The following is a 15830-nucleotide window of genomic DNA, read 5'->3' as shown; positions in this document are numbered from 1 at the left end:
ATCCGCAATCCGCAATCCGCAATCCGCAATCCGCAATCCGCAATCCGCAATCCGCAATTGAATGCGCGGGCTATGCCCTGCTGCTGGGTCTGACGCTGAATGCCCCGCCGGCCCACGCCGTCGATGGCACCATCACCATCAACGGCGAGATCACCGACCAAACCTGCAAAATCAACAACGCCGAACCGCCCTACAACCTGATCGTCAATCTGCCCAAGATCGGCACCAAGGCCATCAAGAGCGTCAATGACACCGCTGGCGCCACCGTGTTCGATATCAAGCTGACGGACTGCCCCGCCGCGCTCAACAACAGCAAGCTAAAAGCCTACTTCGAGCCGGGCGCGACCACCGATTACGGCACCGGCAACCTTCTCGCCTACACCACGGCGGCCGCCAAGACGGTGGCCCAGGCCTCCATCCCGGACCGAGCCGGCGCCACGGTGTTCAACAATGTGCAGATCCAGCTGGCCAACCTGAACGGCAACACCATCAAGATGGGCGTGGACAGCGCAACCCAGGCCGCGCAGGACGTGACCGTCACCAACCAGACGGCGACACTGCGCTATATGGCGCGCTATGTCAGGACCTCGGCCAATGCCATCACGGCCGGCAAGCTGGAGACGTATGTGCAGTACTCCATTGTCTATCCCTGAAGCTGCCGCCGCCACGTTCAGCGCAGGCGCTCGACCGCCTGCGCGATGCGGGAGATGCCTTGCTCCAGCAGATCCATGCTGGTGGCGAAAGAGATCCGGAAGTAGGGCGACATTCCATAGGCATCACCCTGCAGCACCGCGAGGTTGACCTCATCGAGCAGGTAGAGCACGAAGTCTTCGTCCGTGCGCAGCACCTTGCCTTGCGGCGTGGTCTTGCCCAGCAGCTCGGCGCAGGAGGGATAGACATAGAACGCCCCTTCCGGCAGGTGGCAGTGAATGCCGGGGATGGCATTGAGCGCGGCCACCACCTTGTCGCGGCGGTCCTGGAAGACGGCGCAGCGCTGGGCGATGAAGTCCTGCGGGCCGGCCAGGGCCTCGGCGGCCGCGGCCTGGCTGATGGAGGAGGGGTTGGAGGTGGACTGCGATTGCAGCTTGGTCATGGCCTTGATGAGCGTGGCCGGCCCCGCGCCATAGCCGATGCGCCAGCCCGTCATGGCATAGGCCTTGGAGACGCCGTTGACCGTCAAGGTGCGCGGCTTCAGTTCGGGCGCGACCTGGGCCATCGTGTAATAGCGGCGTCCGTCATAGAGCACATGCTCATACATATCATCGGTCATCACCCAGACATGGGGATGGCGGGCCAGCACGGCGGCCAGGCCCAGCAATTCGTCGCGGCTGTAGACCGCGCCGCTGGGATTGTTGGGCGCGTTGAGGATGAGCCAGCGCGTCTTGGGCGTGATGGCGCGCTCCAGATCCTCGGGCCGCAGCTTGAAGCCGTTGTCGGCCGGGCAGGGCACGACCACCGGCGTGCCGCCGGCCAGCAGCACGATGTCCGGATAAGACACCCAATAGGGGGCCGGCACGATCACCTCCACGCCGGCTTCCACCGTGCTCATCAGCGCATTGAAGATGACCTGCTTGCCGCCGGTGCAGGCGATCACTTCGCTGTTGTCGTAGTCCAGCTCGTTCTCGCGCTTGAACTTGGCGCGGATGGCGGCCTTGAGCTCGGGCGTGCCGCCCACGTCGGTGTACTTGGTGCGCGATTGCGCCATGGCGCGCGCGGCGGCCTGGCAGACGTTCTCGGGTGTGTCGAAATCGGGTTCGCCGGCGGTCAGCGCGATGATGTCGCGCCCCGACTTGGCCAGTTCGCGGGCGCGCTGGCCGGCCATCGAGCTGGGAGAAGGTTTGATGCGATGAATGCGTGAAGCGATGATGTCCATGGGGTTCCGTGCTGAAGGTTCAGGCGCGCGCGGCCAAGGCCCAGGCGCGCAAATGGTCCAGGAAGATGCGGTCGACGCGGCGCTCGTTGCCATCGGAATGACCCGCGGCATGCGGCGTGACAATGACGTTGTCCAGGGTCCAGAGCGGGCTGTCCGCGTCCAGGGGTTCGTGCGCGAAGACGTCCAGATAGGCGCCGGCCAAACGCCGCCGCGCCAGGGCCTCGGTCAGGGCGGCCTCGTCGATGATTTCGCCGCGGGCGACATTGATGAGGCGCGCCGAGGGCTTCATGGCGCCCAGCACCCTGGCGTCTATCCAATGGCGGGTGCGTTCGGTCAGCGGGCAGGCCAGGATCAGCCAGTCCAGCCGGCCGGCATGGGCGGGCAGGGCCTCGAAGGCCAGGGTTTCGGTCTCGCCGTCGACCGGGGTGGCCGTGCTGCGGGCCACGATGACCTTCAGGCCCAGCATCCTCAAGAACACGGCGATGCGCTGGCCGATCGGGCCCCAGCCGGCCACCAGGGCCGTCTGGCCCGCGAGGTCGGCGGGCATGCCGGTGGCCACCAGCGACGTCCAGCGCCGCTCGCGCTGCTGGGCCAGCATCAGCGGGAAATGGCGGGCGAGCATCAGCAGGCCCGCCAGGGCGGTCTGGGCGACCACCTCCGCATTGGCGCCGGGCGAGGTCGTCGTGCGCACCTGGCGCCCGGCCAGTTCGGCAAAAATGGGCCGGTCGGCCCCGGCCGAATGGAAATGCACCCATTGCAGGGCGGGCGAAGCGCGCAGGCTGGCATAAAAAGCCTCCAGCGGCGGCTTGACGTCATGCTTGGTCGACAGGCCGGTGATATCGCGCGAGCAATAGGCGATGTCCGCGCCGCCTGGCGCCGCGGCCGGCGCATCGGCAGGCGTGAGGATCTCGCAGGGCAGGCCGTCCAGGGCCTGGTCCAGGCCCGCGCCCAGGCGCTCGCGCGCCTTGGCCGATATCAGCAGCTTGATGCTTCGGGGATGGCTCATGGACATCAATCCCGAAAGCCCGGATCCAGGCGGTCGAGCTTGCGCAGCAACGCCGGCCACTCCATGACGCCATAGGGGCGGCGGGTGCCGGGCTGGTAGTTGTTCCAGGTTTCGCGCAGGACCTCGGCGGGCACGTCGCGCAAGGGCGTGTTGGCGGCCATCGCGGCCAGCTGGCTGCGGCAGGCCAGCTCCAGGCGATGCATCCAGTTGAAAGCCTCGCCCACGCTGCGGCCCACCACCAGCGCGCCATGGTTGCGCAGCAGCAAGGCCTCGTTGTCGCCCAGGTCGCGCACGATGGACGCCTGCTCATCGGTCTTGAGCACCACGCCCTCGAAGTCGTGGTAGCCGATGCGCAGAAAACGCATCGAGGTCTGGGTGATGGGCAGCAGGCCGCATTCCAGGGCGGACACCGCCATCGAGGCCCAGCTGTGAGTGTGGATGACGCAAGCGATCTCGGGGCGGGCCGCGTGCACCGCGCTATGGATGACATAGCCGGCCTTGTTCACGCCGTACTTCAGCTCCCCGAAATCCGGCGAGGACAGGATATTGCCGTCCAGGTCCACCTTGATCAGGCAAGAGGCCGTGATCTCCTCGTACATCATGCCGTAGGGATTGATCAGAAAGGCGCCTTCCTCGCCGGGCACATGCGAAGAAATATGGTTGGCCATCATGTCCGACATGCCGTAGAGGTCGATCAGGCGATAGCAGGCCGCGAGGTTGACGCGGGCCTCCCATTCCTGGGGAGTGCAGCGTTCTTTCATGGACGGCAGGTTCAGCACGCCGGGGCGCGGGGTCATCTGGGCTTCTCCTTGCGGGTGAATGGCATGCGCATGGCGCATCGACCGGGCCATTCTAGAAGCGCGCATTAATGTCTACAAATGATAAAAATTTTTCTATTATTATGGTTTGCCGATAACTGGAGCGCCGCCCATGAACCGTAATCTGTCGCTGCGGCATTTCCGCGCCTTTGTCGCCGTGGCCAAGACCGGCTCGTTCACCGTCGCCGCCAAAGATCTCTTCCTCACCCAGTCCGCGCTCACGGCCACCATCCAGCAATTCGAAGAAGAAATCGGCTTCAAGCTTTTTGACCGCAGCACCCGCCGCGTCAACCTCACCGCCGAAGCCGAGCGCTTCGAAGCCCAGGCCGAACACATCCTCAGGCAGTTCGACAGCGCCGTGGCCGACCTGGAATCGCTATCGCAAGGCCGCCGCGGCCATGTCCGCATCGCCGCGGCGGCCTCCGTCACCCAGTACTTCCTGGCGCGCGCCATGGGCGAACTCAAGCGCGACTATCCCGACATCACCGTGTCGCTCTACGACGCGGCATCCGAACAGGTCGAGCGCATGGTGATCCAGGGCGAGGTGGACTTCGCCTTCGCCAGCCCCCACCACCCGCTGGACGAACTCATCTACACGCCGCTGTTCGAAGACCGCTTCGGCCTGCTGTGCCATGGCCAGCATCCCTATGCCCGCGGCCGGCGCGCCCTGAACTGGGCCGACCTCGATGCCGAAGGCTATGTGGGGTTTACCGCGGACACCGGCATCGGGGCCTTCCTGCGCCAACACGCGCCGCGCCAGGACCTCATGGCCGGCGGCGGCAGCGAAGTCTCCAACACGTCGACGCTGTCGGCGGTGCTGCGCCACACGGGCGGATACTCTGTCCTGCCCGCGCTGGCCGCGGCCCGCATCGGCGGGCAAGACCTGATCTTCCGGCCGCTGGGCGCGCCCGTGCTCACCCGGCAGGTATCGCTGGTGACCCGCAAGCTGCGCTCGCTATCGCCCGGCTCCGAACTCCTGGTGCAATACCTGCTGCGCACCTTGCGCAACACCCCCGTCCCCGACGGGGTGAGGGTGCTGGCCAAGCCCTGAAGCCCTATTGCTTGGGGATCTTCGCCTCGACGATGATCTTCGACCACTTGGCGCGTTCGCCGGCGATATGCCGCTCGAAATCCGCTTGCGAACCGCCCGTCGCCTGCGCGCCCAGCTCGGCCAGCTTGGCCTGCACCTCGGGCTGCCGCAAGATGTTGTTGAACTCCGTATTCAGGCGCTGCACCACCGCCGCCGGCGTGCCGGCCGGCACCGCGATGCCTGTCCACGACAGAGACTCATAGCCGGGCAGCACGGACTCATTGATCGACGGCGTATCCGGCAGCGCCGCCAGGCGGCCCTGGCTGGTGACGGCCAGCGCGCGCACCTTGCCCGTTTTCACCAGCGGCACCGAAGACGGCGCATTGTCGAAAATCATATCCACCTGGCCGCCCATCAGATCCACCAGCGCCTGCCCGCTGCCCCGATAAGGCACATGCATGATGTCCACGCCGCCCATGCTCTTGAACAGCTCGCCCGACATATGCGTCGAACTGCCGGCGCCGGACGACGCGAAGGTGTACTTGCCCGGATGATCCTTCACCAGCTTCAACAAATCCTGCGCCGTCTTGACCGGCAGATTATTGTTCACGATGAGCACATTGCTGATCGAGGCCGTGTACACCACCGGCAGCAAATCCTTGCCAATGGCATAGCCTGGATTGCTGTAGAGCGCCTCGTTCATCGAGAACACCCCCGTCGTGCCGAACAGCATCGTCTGCCCATCGGGCGCGGCCTTGGCCACCATCGCCGCGCCGATATTGCCGCCGGCGCCGCCCCGGTTTTCCACCACCACGGGCTGCTTCAAGGCCGCCGATAGCCGCTCGCCCAGCAGCCGCCCGATCACATCGGTGGATCCCCCCGCCGAAAACGGGATGATCATCGTGATCGGCCCGCTAGGATAGTCCGCCGCCTGGGCCACGCCAGCCAGCCCCAATACCCCGACCAGCGCCGCGCCCAGATGCGCGCGCATCGTTTTTCTTATGGTCTTCACACTTGCCCCTTGTCAGCCAGTTAGACAGTTTTATGTTTCGAGGGCTGATAGTAGGAAGGGCGATAAATAAAGACAAATGAGAAATTTCGGTCGATTGATCAATAGTAGAGATAATTCCCAGTCGGCGCGCGCTCATAGCCCACGCGGCCCTGGTGACCAGGCCATGGCCAGGGAAGAGGGTTTGCGGTTGGGGCGGGGGAATAGAGAGGGTGCTTGCTGCTTGCGCAGCGAAATGCATTGCCTCGCTGAAGCCGTATCGCCGAGATGGGGATCTACAGCCTGTGGTGTTTGCGCCGGGGGGAGGGATGCGAGGGAAAACGGCGAGAATCGCGACGGCGTCGTGCGCTTCTGGGCGGGGCGGAATGCTTAACTAGGAACGTTTTGGATTGTGCTCGGCGCAGGACGCGAATCGGCACGACTGGCGGAGAGGGATTTTGAGTCGGTGATTTACAGTGTCTGTGTAGAGGAATGGGGCGAAGCTGGGCGTAGGTTCAAGTAGGTAAGACCAATTTCTGATCAGTAGGTTAGCGAAATCTAACTGAATTGATTAAAACTAATCACTGTCCCGGTACTGTACCGAAATTTCGGTACGGTGTCAGAAAAGAACGGGCACGCGTAATGACCGCTGTCTCCTCGGAGGAGGCATAGGCTCTCCTGAACTAATCGTTCGAAGCTGCCGGTCGAGCCCGCATAATGCACATCGAGGCAGCACACGTCGGCGGCCCCGGAAAAAAACGCCCAGTGGCTTAGCGGCAATTCTCTTGTCCCTGAAACTTCGACAATGGCAGAAGAGATACCTGCTCGACAAATGACTACTCCAACGCATCCAGGCTTTCGCATATTCATTCTTGGCGCGGGCTTCTCTCGCCCGGCCGGGCTGCCGCTGGCGAGCGCGCTGTATCCCGCAGTTAGGTCGCTGATTGAGCGGCAACACGGTACTAATACGAAGTTCGATCGCGACCTGACTTACTACCTGGCGTATTGCAGTGACTGTGGTGTTACTGGGCAAACTAAAGACGCGCTCGACCTAGAGCTGTTCATGTCTTACCTAGACATCGAGCACTACCTGGAGCTTCGGGGCAGCGATACCTGGAGCAAGGAGGGTAATGAGTCGCAGTTGATGATCAGGAGGGCAATCGGCAAGGTAATCCACGATGCCACTCCCGCGGCCGACAAACTTCCCGACTGCTACTACAAGTTTGCCGAACTGCTGTCACCGAGGGACATCGTTCTGACATTCAACTATGATTTGCTCCTTGAGAACGCGCTCACATACGTCGGCAAACGCTTCCGGCGGTTCCCTCATCGATTTAAATCGGTCAATGCGCATGGTGGCATCCTCGATTCGGATACTGAGGAAGTAGTACTCCTGAAGCTACATGGGTCGCTGGACTGGTTTGACGATAGTCACTTCTTGGACCTGCGCGCCTCGCTTCAGACCCAAGGGGTAGACAAAGTCGGGTTGCATAGTGTTTTCGATGACCCGACGAAGTACGGTGCCAAACCCCTGGTTGATGGTCTGCTGCCGTCCGGCGATCCCCTGGTTCACCTCCATGCAATACAAGATGTCGCGCGCTACTACAGCCAAGACGGTGGCTTCAATGCGCCTTTTATTCTGTCTCCTTCACACGTGAAGTTCGTATATGCCTCACCCATCATGAGCCTGTGGAACGGCCTCGGACGGGGTGGCGGGTATAACTTAGGCGTGTCAGTCATCGGTTTTTCGCTCCCACCGCATGATGAATACATTCGCGTCGGGCTGCACCAGATGTTGAGCAACTACTCGTCATGGTGGGACACGCCAATGATCGGCGGTGTACTCAAAGACTATGCACGTTTCGTCGACTACAAGCCGAGTCAACCAGAAAGGGACGCTTACACCGAACGGTACCGCTTTGCCGGTGCAGATCGTTCACGCTTTTTCTTCGATGGCTTCGGGCAGAGCTCGCTTGAGTTCCTATTCAATCAGTCGCGCGTTGTGTGACGGAAATGGGTGAATCCCCGTTGGTGGAGGCTCGCTGACCGAACGCCCTATTTAGCGCTCGGCCTTGAGTAACTCCAGGATCTGGTCAACGCCGAGGTCGCGGCCAAAGCCTAACGTCGCCCGGATCGGCTCGAAAGCTTTCGTCATGCGGCGATAGCGCGCGGCGGTCGGGGCGTGCGAGTTGAAGTCGCGCTTCTTGAATCGGGAGAAGCGGTCCATTTTCTCGACAATGAAGCGGGCGATACTCATCAGCGCGCTCTCGTTATTGCCGTCGAAGCCTGCGAATTTTGGCAGGTAGCCATGGTTCGCGGCTTTCAGGCGTTCGGTTTCCTCCGGCGTCAGCTTCTCGATGCTGCCTTCGATGAAATCCCACATGTCCAGCGTATCTACGACCAGAGTGACGTCTGCGGGTCGATCTGTGTGCTTATGGAACAAACCCTGCATTTCCCAAGTCGGGGCCCAGTAGTGTCCCCCATAGATGGTATCGGCGACGAAATCAACATCGGTCTCGGTGTCCCTGATTTTCAGGTGCCTCATGATGTCTCGCAGCATCATAAAGTTCAGCTTGTCACCATCCGTGAGGTGGATGCTTTTGCCCGTCATCGTGCCCAGCCCGATGTCCACTAGCTGGCGGACGGCTTCAGCTCGAGAACTGGCTTGACCCGTCTCGCTCATCCAGTTGTCGATGCGTTCGACGAGCTCCTCGTCGAGTCGTAGTTCGAGTCGTTCACTCTTTCCCATGGTTTCTTCGTATGTACGGTCAAATTCCGTTGTTACGCACAAATGTGCGGCATTATTGGGTGGTTGGTCAATTCCGGATCGGCCAACAAAATTGCTGCGTCTCAACGATGCGTTTCGAGTCATAGGCGAGACAAGGCCAATTCAGCGACCGCAAAACTGAATCCGCGTCTAAAACAATCGCGCCCGAGTAACCGCGAGTAGCCGGAGTGACCCTAACCCAGTTTTTAGTACCGATCTAAATTAGAGAAATCCGGCATGATTTCACCATATGGAATAGAAGCCATGCCGTGAAGAGATCGAAATACACCGAAGAGCAAATCGCCTTTGCGCTGAAGCAGGCCGAACTGGGAACGGCCGTACCCGAGGTCTGCCGCAAGATGGGCGTGAGCGAAGCCACCTTCTACAACTGGAAGAAGAAATTCGGCGGGCTTGGTCCCTCGGAGCTGCGACGACTTCGCCAGCTTGAAGAGGAATGCAATCGACTCAAGCGCCTGGTCGCGGACCTGTCGCTGGACAAGGCGATGTTGCAGGACGTTCTGGCAAAAAAGCTCTGAAGCCTTCGCGGCACCGTGTACTCGTGGATGATCTGATGAAGCGCTACGGCGTCGGTGTGACCAAGGCAGGCGCCGCAGTCATGATTTCCCGGTCGTTGTATCGCTACGAATCGTGCCGACGCGACAGCGGCGCGCTGGTCATGCGAATCCACGAGATAGCGCATACGCGCGTTCACTACGGATACCGGCGTGTACACGTGATGCTGCGCCGCGAAGGCTATCGAGACAATCACAAACGGGTCTACCGTTTGTATCGAGAACAAGGCTTGTCGTTGCGGCACAATCGCCCTAAGCGCAGTAAGTCGGCGCAACGTCGCCAACCCAAAGCGGTCGCCCAAGCCATCAATGACATCTGGAGCATGGACTTCGTCATGGACCAATTGTTCGATGGTCGCCGCCTGCGTGCGTTGACTCTGGTCGACAATTACACCAGAGAGTGTCTGGCCATCGACATTGGGCAAAACCTGCGGGGTGGCGATGTGGTGGCGACGCTCGGTCGCGTATGCGCACTGCGCGGCTTGCCGCGCGTCATCAAAACCGATAACGGCAGTGAGTTCATCTCCAAAGCCATGGACAAATGGGCATACGAAAATGGGGTGGAAATCAACTTCAGCCGGCCCGGCAAGCCGACGGACAATGCGCAGTGCGAATCCTTCAATGGCCGCTTCCGTCAGGAATGCCTGAACAGCCACTGGTTCTTGTCATTTGCCGACGCCAAGGAGAAAATCGACGCCTGGCGGACGTACTATAACGAGGTTCGTCCCCACTCCGCGCTGAAGTGGCAGGCACCTGCTGAATACGCGCGCCAACACTTGGCCTGCGGCCAAAGTACTAACCTCAATGAGTCGGAAATCTCTACTTCTGATCCGGACTAATTCGAGGTTAGGGTCATGCCGCGCAACTACCGCTTGGACTTAAGCGCTGGGTGAGGTATCAGATCCCAACGGGTCGTCGTGTAACGCAAACTCTGTCAATTACAACGGCAAAAGATGGATGGTATGGATAAAAACCTTACCGATTTGATCAGGGATTATCAGGCGAGCGTCCGTACCGCGGTGGAAATAATGCACAAGTCCGGCATCCCGCTGCCGGCCACTTGCTCGGAATGGATTGAGACTGACGTTCCCGGAAGCGGCGAACTGGAAGGCAGCATTCGTTACCTCAAGCATGGCTACGGATGCAAGGTATGGCTTCCGTCGGGATCGATTGACTTTGACTTTGGGAGGTTCGGGGAGATCAACGGTTTCGACGAGTGGAGGCTTATTTCCTTTGCTGGATCTAGGATGGCGGAATATGGCTTCGAAACCCTCGATGCATTTAAAGAAAGCTTTAAGACGGCAGTGCAATCAGGTTCGGTGGTTTATTCCGGATACATCCTTTACTACGTGGCGGGCTCCGCGCGCTCACTGGCAATTGAAGTGCGCGACAAATTTCCGAACGACTCGCTTCCGAACCGTGATGGTGATCATGTGATGGCCTTATATGCACATTGTTATCTAGCGGCCGATCTGATGCGAATGAACTATGAAAAACTATGGCAGAAATACAAAAAAAACGACCGTCTGAACGTCAACGATAGAGTTAACCTTCGCATCTACCTTTCCTCTTGGCTAGGCTATCTTTTCGAGACGTGCGAAGGCTTTGGGAAACTTAATATGCGTAGTCTACTGACAGACCATCGTCCAACAGACTTCCATGAACTGATTCCGCAAGCTGACGACATAAACGGTCTAATAAAGCGGCATTGGAATTCGCTTCGGAAATTCCGCAACAATGTCTTTCATCTCCGTAGCGACATCAAGGATGTAGTGGGCTTCTTCGCCGACGACGGAGAACGCCTTGCATGGGCGGCTGAAATACACGCCACCATCGCTAAATTTCTATCTGACTACCGTGTTCTATGTGAAGTGCGTTATGTCATGCAGGGTCGCAGCAGCGAAGGGCAACTTAGATCAAGACCTCGGCGGTGGCAAGGCTAAAACGTTTGTTGTTCTCGCCTGGCGTTTTCGAGATCGCGCAGTAGTAGCCAGCGCGAGGACCTAGTGATCTTGCGCGCCACTCGGTCACCGCGTAGGGGGGATGATTCGCTCAGGAAGACATGCGGCCGAGTTCGGCCAGGAGCCGCCACTAACGGTATCAGGAAGCCGGCACTCAACACCTGAATTAAGCCGAGCCGCCAAGCGGCGTCGGCTAGGATGGATTGTTATACGTCACCGCTTCTTTTGCCGAGGGCTTCGCTTGTCTTCTTGCTGGATCTCAAAGAGATGCTCGATGGGCGATGGGTGCAGAATATGGTCTAGCACGTCACCCTTCTCTCGATTGCAGTCTGCGTGAACTAAGCGAAGATTTTCCGCAGTGGTGGTGCCACCTCGCGAGAACGGAATAATATGGTCGAACTCAACTTGGTTGTCTGGGACGGCTTGGTGGCAGATCTGGCAGACCTGCCCGTCGCGCCGGACTACCTTAAGCATCACTTCGTTGGAGATATAACGGCTGTGTGCCCGCCGAGTCTTTGTCTCCGTCAGAGGTTCGGCAATAAGAAAGACCGGGCACACATGCCCGAAAACACGGCACGCTGCCTCCTCTAAGATTGGCGGGATTTCCTCGGGATGTTCTTCTGCCTTGAACGCGCTGACACGTTCTTCAAAGTCTTGTTTGCGTTGATCGTCTAGCGGGCGACCGTCGCCGAGAACCTTCGTTTCAAGGCAGTTCTTCAAGTAGGCGTGATGCTCCTCAGCCTTACGCCGCAAAACCGGAAGCAGCGGGAATTCTTCGACTAACGGGCCGTAGGGGCAATACTTCAGCTCCCAGCACGGTTTACAGATTTGCTCGAGTCGTTGATTCCAGTCACGCAGAAGTTCGCTATCGCGGATGTTCTCTTCATACCCAAGAGCTGTCTTGATCGAGCGATGAATAGGCCGCTTAGGCACGCGAAAGTCTCCAGTGATGTATTACGTAATGTAGCGCTACTGAACTGGCCGCGAAAAGTGTGCTGCCTGCTTGCGAGTCCTCACTTACTTTGGACGGGGAGCGTCGGCTTCAGGGCGGATCTCGCTGGATCGATGAATGCTTTCGCTGCACTGTGAGTGCCCGACCGCCCAAACCCAACGACTGCTACGGGTCGCTAGCGCGCCTAACTCGGCGCCGGTTTCCGGCCCGACGCGGTCCTTGAACACGTCCTCGCAAACGACTGTGTTAGGCACGAAGCGCGTATTCGCAGCGGCAGTCAGCGTCCCCGGCGGGTCAACGATAGACCTCCAGGATCAACAGGTATCGGGCATCTTCCATGGCCGCTGAACCAATGGAACGTTCGACGCTGCAATACGCAGCGTCGCAATCTCGGACAGCCGCATGCCGGTTTGAACGGCAATGCGGACGATCCATCCGAACATCGGGTTCGAGTGCTTATCGACGGCTTGTAGCAGGCGGGTCTGTTCTTCGGAAGTCAATCGCCGGTTGCGGCCCGAGTCGGGGGCAGGGCGGCGAATGTTGGACACTGGATTGAAGGGCAGGCCGAAGCCCCATTCTTTGATCGCGACGGTAAACAGGTGGCCCAGCAGCGCCAGTTCCAAGCGTACCGTGTTGTTACTGCGAGGCCGTAGCTTGCCATTCTTGTCCGGGTCGCCGGCCAGTCGCATGTCACGGAACTGCGCCACGATCTCGGCGTTCAGGGCGGCCAGCGAATATTTGCCAAGATGCCGGATGATGACCTGTGCTTTCTTGTGCTCGCCGGCTTGGGTGGAGGCCCGCTTGGTGGGCGTGACTCTCTTGAGACTCGGGTCAGCGCCGCTTCGAGGGTCATGCGCTCGGCCGGCGCGCGCTGGATGTATACGCCGCGCACCATTTCGTCTTCGGTACGGCGCGCCTAGTCTTCGGCGTCCCGGTTGGTGCGGAACGTCTTGGCCGTGGTCGGCCAGCCAGTCTTGAGAATGAGGGCTTTCCAAGTGCCCGAGGACGTCTTAACAAGCGTAGCCACGAGTACTCCGTATGGGGCAACGCCGCATCACTGTACCTGACCACAATTTTAGGAAAATCCCCCGGTGCGGGGTTTGTACTGCGAAATCTTCTAACAGTTTGAATTAGCAGAAGATTTGGAGATGGTGCCCGGGGCCGGAATCGAACCGGCACGCCTTGCGGCGGGGGATTTTGAGTCGGTGATTTACAGTGTTTCTACAGGGAAACGAGGCGAATTTTAGCGAAGGTTGAAATAGGTAAAACCAGTTTTAAATCAGTAGGTTAGCGAATTTTAGCTGAATTGGTGAAAACTGGTCACTGTACCTGCACTGTACCGAAATTTCGGTACAGTGCGAGGACGGCTAATCAGTGTTGGTACCTGCTAGCGGCCCAGCTGAGGAAAGACGCTGAGCGGTAATTTGTAGTAAAAGGTAAATTGTTTCGATAAGACATCAACATTTACCGGAAAAGTCATGGCATATAACTTAGACGTGGTGATTGAGACACCGCAGGATGAGGTGGATATGAAAGCGGGGCTGGATACCCTGCAAGGCTCGTCTGATGCCATCAGGTGTATTTCCGAGTCAATATTGACGAAACAAGTTCCGGAGCGCTTGACACATAAAAGTAAAGTTCGAACTTTGCTCAAGCAAAGCTTCAAGGGATCTTATGGGCAGGTTTTTCAGCTTGAAATCCTTGATGGTGAGCTTCAGTCTGCATTCAATCGTATAGGACGCGAGACTTTTTCCGAACTTATTGCGTTTTACTTGAACGAAGCGATGAATGTTGATTCGCGAGACTTGAACCCAAAAGCTCAAAAAATCGTCGAAGGGCTTGGCGAGGTTTCTGAAGCATTAACGAACCAGCTTCGCAAGTCGTCAGTGAGAAACATTCATGAAGTGCCAATCAAATTCGATTATGACGTCAAGCTCCGGTTTAGGAAGAATCGAGACAATCAGACGGTACTTGCCCGTTTTGATCAAAATACCGCTAAGTTCTTCAAGGCCGTCGAGGGAAAACAGCAGTCGACTCTTTCTGCAATAATTTCGCGTCTAAATATACATACCGGTAATGGTAGGCTTCAAGAGGAAGGCGCAGACCATACCGTGCCGTTCAGCTTTGCGGCGGGATACAAGGCCGTTAGTCTTAAAGCAAAAAAAGCTTTTTCGGCAAATCTCGATCACAACAATGGCTTGGAGGAAGAAGACTGGGTTTTCTTGAAACTCTTGGTTAGGCCCATAAACCTAGTTGATGGGCCAGTAGTCAAATATCTAATTGAAGGCTATTACGAGTGAAATACTTCGGCCTAATAGCTGCTGCTTTTTTTGTCTTGCTTCTGACAATCGGTGTTTATGTATATCATTTTTATGGGACACTGAACTACGGCGTATCATCTGATACCGATGCGTGGGGGCAGTTTGGAGATTACTTCGGCGGAATTTTAAATCCGCTGCTGAGCTTCATAGCTCTAATCTGCCTCATCCAGTCGCTTACGCTACAGAATCAAGCAAATGCAGACCTTCGCGCAGAGTTGAAACAAACAAAGCAGCACGAAAAACTTCGCTCATTCAACCTCCTTTTTTTCAACATCATAGAAGCCCAAAAGACCCAAATTGGGCATTTGTCTATCAAGACCAAAATAGAGGAAGCCAGTCAAACAATTTCTGGAATTGATGCTATTTTGCATCTTGAGAAGGAAATTGAGACACTGAGAGAAGGGGGAGCTTCTGACAAGGATATAGAGGAATATCTGGAAGAAGTTGACTTTAAAGACTGTATCTTCGGAATGCTTCGGTCTTTTTATCTTGCCGCAAAGCTAGTGACAGACAGGCTAAGCGATGCTGAAGGGTTTTCTCTAACGGAGCGAAGCAGTCATTTTCAAACTCTAATTAATTTCACCGATTTTTCGCAGTTGAGGTTGATTTTAATTGCGACTCAATTTACCCAGGGGCCATACGCCGAATTCCTTACGGCTCACTCCGAACTCAAGGGAACTCTAGAGGTGGTGGGATTGAGATTCGATCTATATTGATAAATCTCTCGACGCATTCATTTTTTGCATGAACAAACGACTTGCGACGGGGCGTGTGTCGGCTAGCTAGCAGAGATTTCCTAAGTTCAAAGTTGTGCAGCGTTATACAAATGCCGGCGACAGCCTATCCTGCACTAGTCCCCAAATCCTAAATTCCTTCGTCATGACGAAGACTTTGGGAGCGTTAGCGCATCAGCGCGCGGCTGCACAAACTCTTGCAGGCTGATCTGACCATCTATGAAACGCTGGGCGTGGGCCTCATCTGCTTCACTGAGCGAGAAACCTTCTAGACCGACGGAGGCCTGCGCGTAGTTAACAGCCGATTGGCGTCGACCGCGTTTCGGCATCTAATATGGTTTTGTGGGGCTGTAACCCGCATTTACCTTCGCCAGCCATGGTGTCCCCCTTGCTGTAGGTAACTTGATCTTACAAGAAGTTGGGGGGTTTTTGTCTAGATTGGGGCAGTTCGAAAAGGGCACAGCATGTTTTGGCGGCCAGGGGCCGTGCTTTCATCCTGCAGGCAGCACCTCGCCTTCATCCGTTATCTACTTCGGGAGGGAAATACCGGCGCTAATGTGTTTGGCTGAAGGAGGCGTTACGGGCGCGATCGGAAGCCGCTGCTTGAGCAAAAACACGGGGAGTGGATGAAGATCCCGGGCGAGGCCTGTACCCTTGCTGTCTTCGGAAGACGGCGGCGCACCCGGTAAGAATGGACCGAGGATCGAGCAAAGGCTGTGCCCGAGTGCGGCGGAGCCCTAGGCCTGTTAGAAGGTGTTGCGCGCAAAGTAATAATGAGCCACTTCGCGCAAAGTAAATCTGAGCCACC

Annotated in this window: 13 protein-coding genes and 2 pseudogenes; 7 read left to right on the top strand and 8 right to left on the bottom strand. The window is 57.8% G+C overall.

Features of this window, described 5'->3' with window-relative positions; genetic code table 11:
• Positions 1-77 precede the first annotated feature (77 nt).
• Positions 78-653 carry a fimbrial protein gene (locus L540_RS20785; RefSeq protein ID WP_043206787.1) on the top strand — a complete coding sequence of 192 codons (576 nt, stop codon included), beginning with the start codon at positions 78-80 and terminating at the stop codon, positions 651-653.
• A gap of 17 nt (positions 654-670) precedes the next feature.
• On the opposite strand, the gene L540_RS20780 is transcribed toward L540_RS20785, so the two are convergent.
• Genes L540_RS20780 through L540_RS20770 form a run of 3 tightly spaced genes read right to left on the bottom strand, consistent with a single transcriptional unit; the run spans position 671 to position 3676 of the window.
• Positions 671-1873: an aspartate transaminase gene (locus L540_RS20780; protein ID WP_043206784.1), complete on the bottom strand. Its 1203-nt coding sequence runs from the start codon at positions 1871-1873 to the stop codon at positions 671-673.
• 19 nt (positions 1874-1892) lie between these two features.
• Positions 1893-2879 carry a D-2-hydroxyacid dehydrogenase gene (locus L540_RS20775; RefSeq protein ID WP_043207350.1) on the bottom strand — a complete coding sequence of 329 codons (987 nt, stop codon included), beginning with the start codon at positions 2877-2879 and terminating at the stop codon, positions 1893-1895.
• 5 nt (positions 2880-2884) lie between these two features.
• Positions 2885-3676, bottom strand: coding sequence for a class II aldolase/adducin family protein (locus tag L540_RS20770; RefSeq protein WP_043206781.1), 792 nt, complete (start codon positions 3674-3676; stop codon positions 2885-2887).
• Positions 3677-3809: 133 nt separating this feature from the next.
• Here L540_RS20770 and L540_RS20765 point away from each other — a divergent pair, with 133 nt between their 5' ends.
• Entirely contained in the window at positions 3810-4748 is a 939-nt protein-coding gene (locus tag L540_RS20765) for a LysR family transcriptional regulator (RefSeq protein WP_043206778.1), read from the top strand.
• 4 nt (positions 4749-4752) lie between these two features.
• Here L540_RS20765 and L540_RS20760 read toward each other — a convergent pair whose 3' ends face one another.
• Positions 4753-5718: a Bug family tripartite tricarboxylate transporter substrate binding protein gene (locus L540_RS20760; protein ID WP_043206775.1), complete on the bottom strand. Its 966-nt coding sequence runs from the start codon at positions 5716-5718 to the stop codon at positions 4753-4755.
• An 802-nt stretch (positions 5719-6520) separates the two neighbouring features.
• On the opposite strand from L540_RS20760, the gene L540_RS20755 reads away from it, so the two are divergent.
• The gene (locus L540_RS20755) at positions 6521-7723 is read left to right on the top strand and encodes an SIR2 family protein (RefSeq protein WP_231584932.1); all 1203 of its coding nucleotides are present in this window, start codon (positions 6521-6523) and stop codon (positions 7721-7723) included.
• Positions 7724-7774: 51 nt separating this feature from the next.
• Here the strand turns inward: L540_RS20755 and L540_RS20750 are convergent, their stop codons facing one another.
• Entirely contained in the window at positions 7775-8464 is a 690-nt protein-coding gene (locus L540_RS20750) for a YfbU family protein (protein WP_053073272.1), read from the bottom strand.
• A 287-nt stretch (positions 8465-8751) separates the two neighbouring features.
• Here L540_RS20750 and L540_RS20740 point away from each other — a divergent pair.
• Positions 8752-9893, top strand: a protein-coding gene (locus L540_RS20740) for an IS3 family transposase (RefSeq protein ID WP_231584930.1) whose coding sequence is annotated in 2 segments (ribosomal slippage) — positions 8752-9004 and positions 9004-9893 — 1143 coding nt in all. Because the reading frame shifts where the segments join, the coding sequence is not laid out codon by codon here.
• Between the two features lie 123 nt (positions 9894-10016).
• Positions 10017-10997 carry a DUF6896 domain-containing protein gene (locus L540_RS21940; RefSeq protein WP_197085676.1) on the top strand — a complete coding sequence of 327 codons (981 nt, stop codon included), beginning with the start codon at positions 10017-10019 and terminating at the stop codon, positions 10995-10997.
• A 231-nt stretch (positions 10998-11228) separates the two neighbouring features.
• On the opposite strand, the gene L540_RS21690 is transcribed toward L540_RS21940, so the two are convergent.
• Together L540_RS21690 and L540_RS20735 are read right to left on the bottom strand one after the other, a co-directional pair.
• Positions 11229-11948 carry an HNH endonuclease gene (locus L540_RS21690; RefSeq protein ID WP_043213890.1) on the bottom strand — a complete coding sequence of 240 codons (720 nt, stop codon included), beginning with the start codon at positions 11946-11948 and terminating at the stop codon, positions 11229-11231.
• A 390-nt stretch (positions 11949-12338) separates the two neighbouring features.
• Positions 12339-12994: pseudogene (locus L540_RS20735) on the bottom strand (site-specific integrase); the annotation flags it as partial.
• A gap of 451 nt (positions 12995-13445) precedes the next feature.
• On the opposite strand from L540_RS20735, the gene L540_RS21685 reads away from it, so the two are divergent.
• Complete coding sequence (locus L540_RS21685; RefSeq protein ID WP_082149723.1) at positions 13446-14267, top strand: hypothetical protein; 822 nt, start codon at positions 13446-13448, stop codon at positions 14265-14267.
• Positions 14264-15004 carry a hypothetical protein gene (locus L540_RS21865; RefSeq protein WP_131726035.1) on the top strand — a complete coding sequence of 247 codons (741 nt, stop codon included), beginning with the start codon at positions 14264-14266 and terminating at the stop codon, positions 15002-15004. The genes L540_RS21685 and L540_RS21865 overlap by 4 nt, the downstream gene beginning before the upstream one ends.
• 161 nt (positions 15005-15165) lie before the next feature.
• On the opposite strand, the pseudogene L540_RS21680 reads toward L540_RS21865, so the two are convergent.
• Positions 15166-15400, bottom strand: a pseudogene (locus L540_RS21680) (antitoxin VbhA family protein).
• Positions 15401-15830: the final 430 nt, after the last annotated feature.

Origin of the sequence: Bordetella pseudohinzii (genome assembly GCF_000657795.2) — a bacterium.
Taxonomy (GTDB): domain Bacteria; phylum Pseudomonadota; class Gammaproteobacteria; order Burkholderiales; family Burkholderiaceae_B; genus Bordetella; species Bordetella pseudohinzii.
Note: the sequence above shows the minus strand (reverse complement) of the source record. Positions and strands in the feature narration are given on the sequence as shown.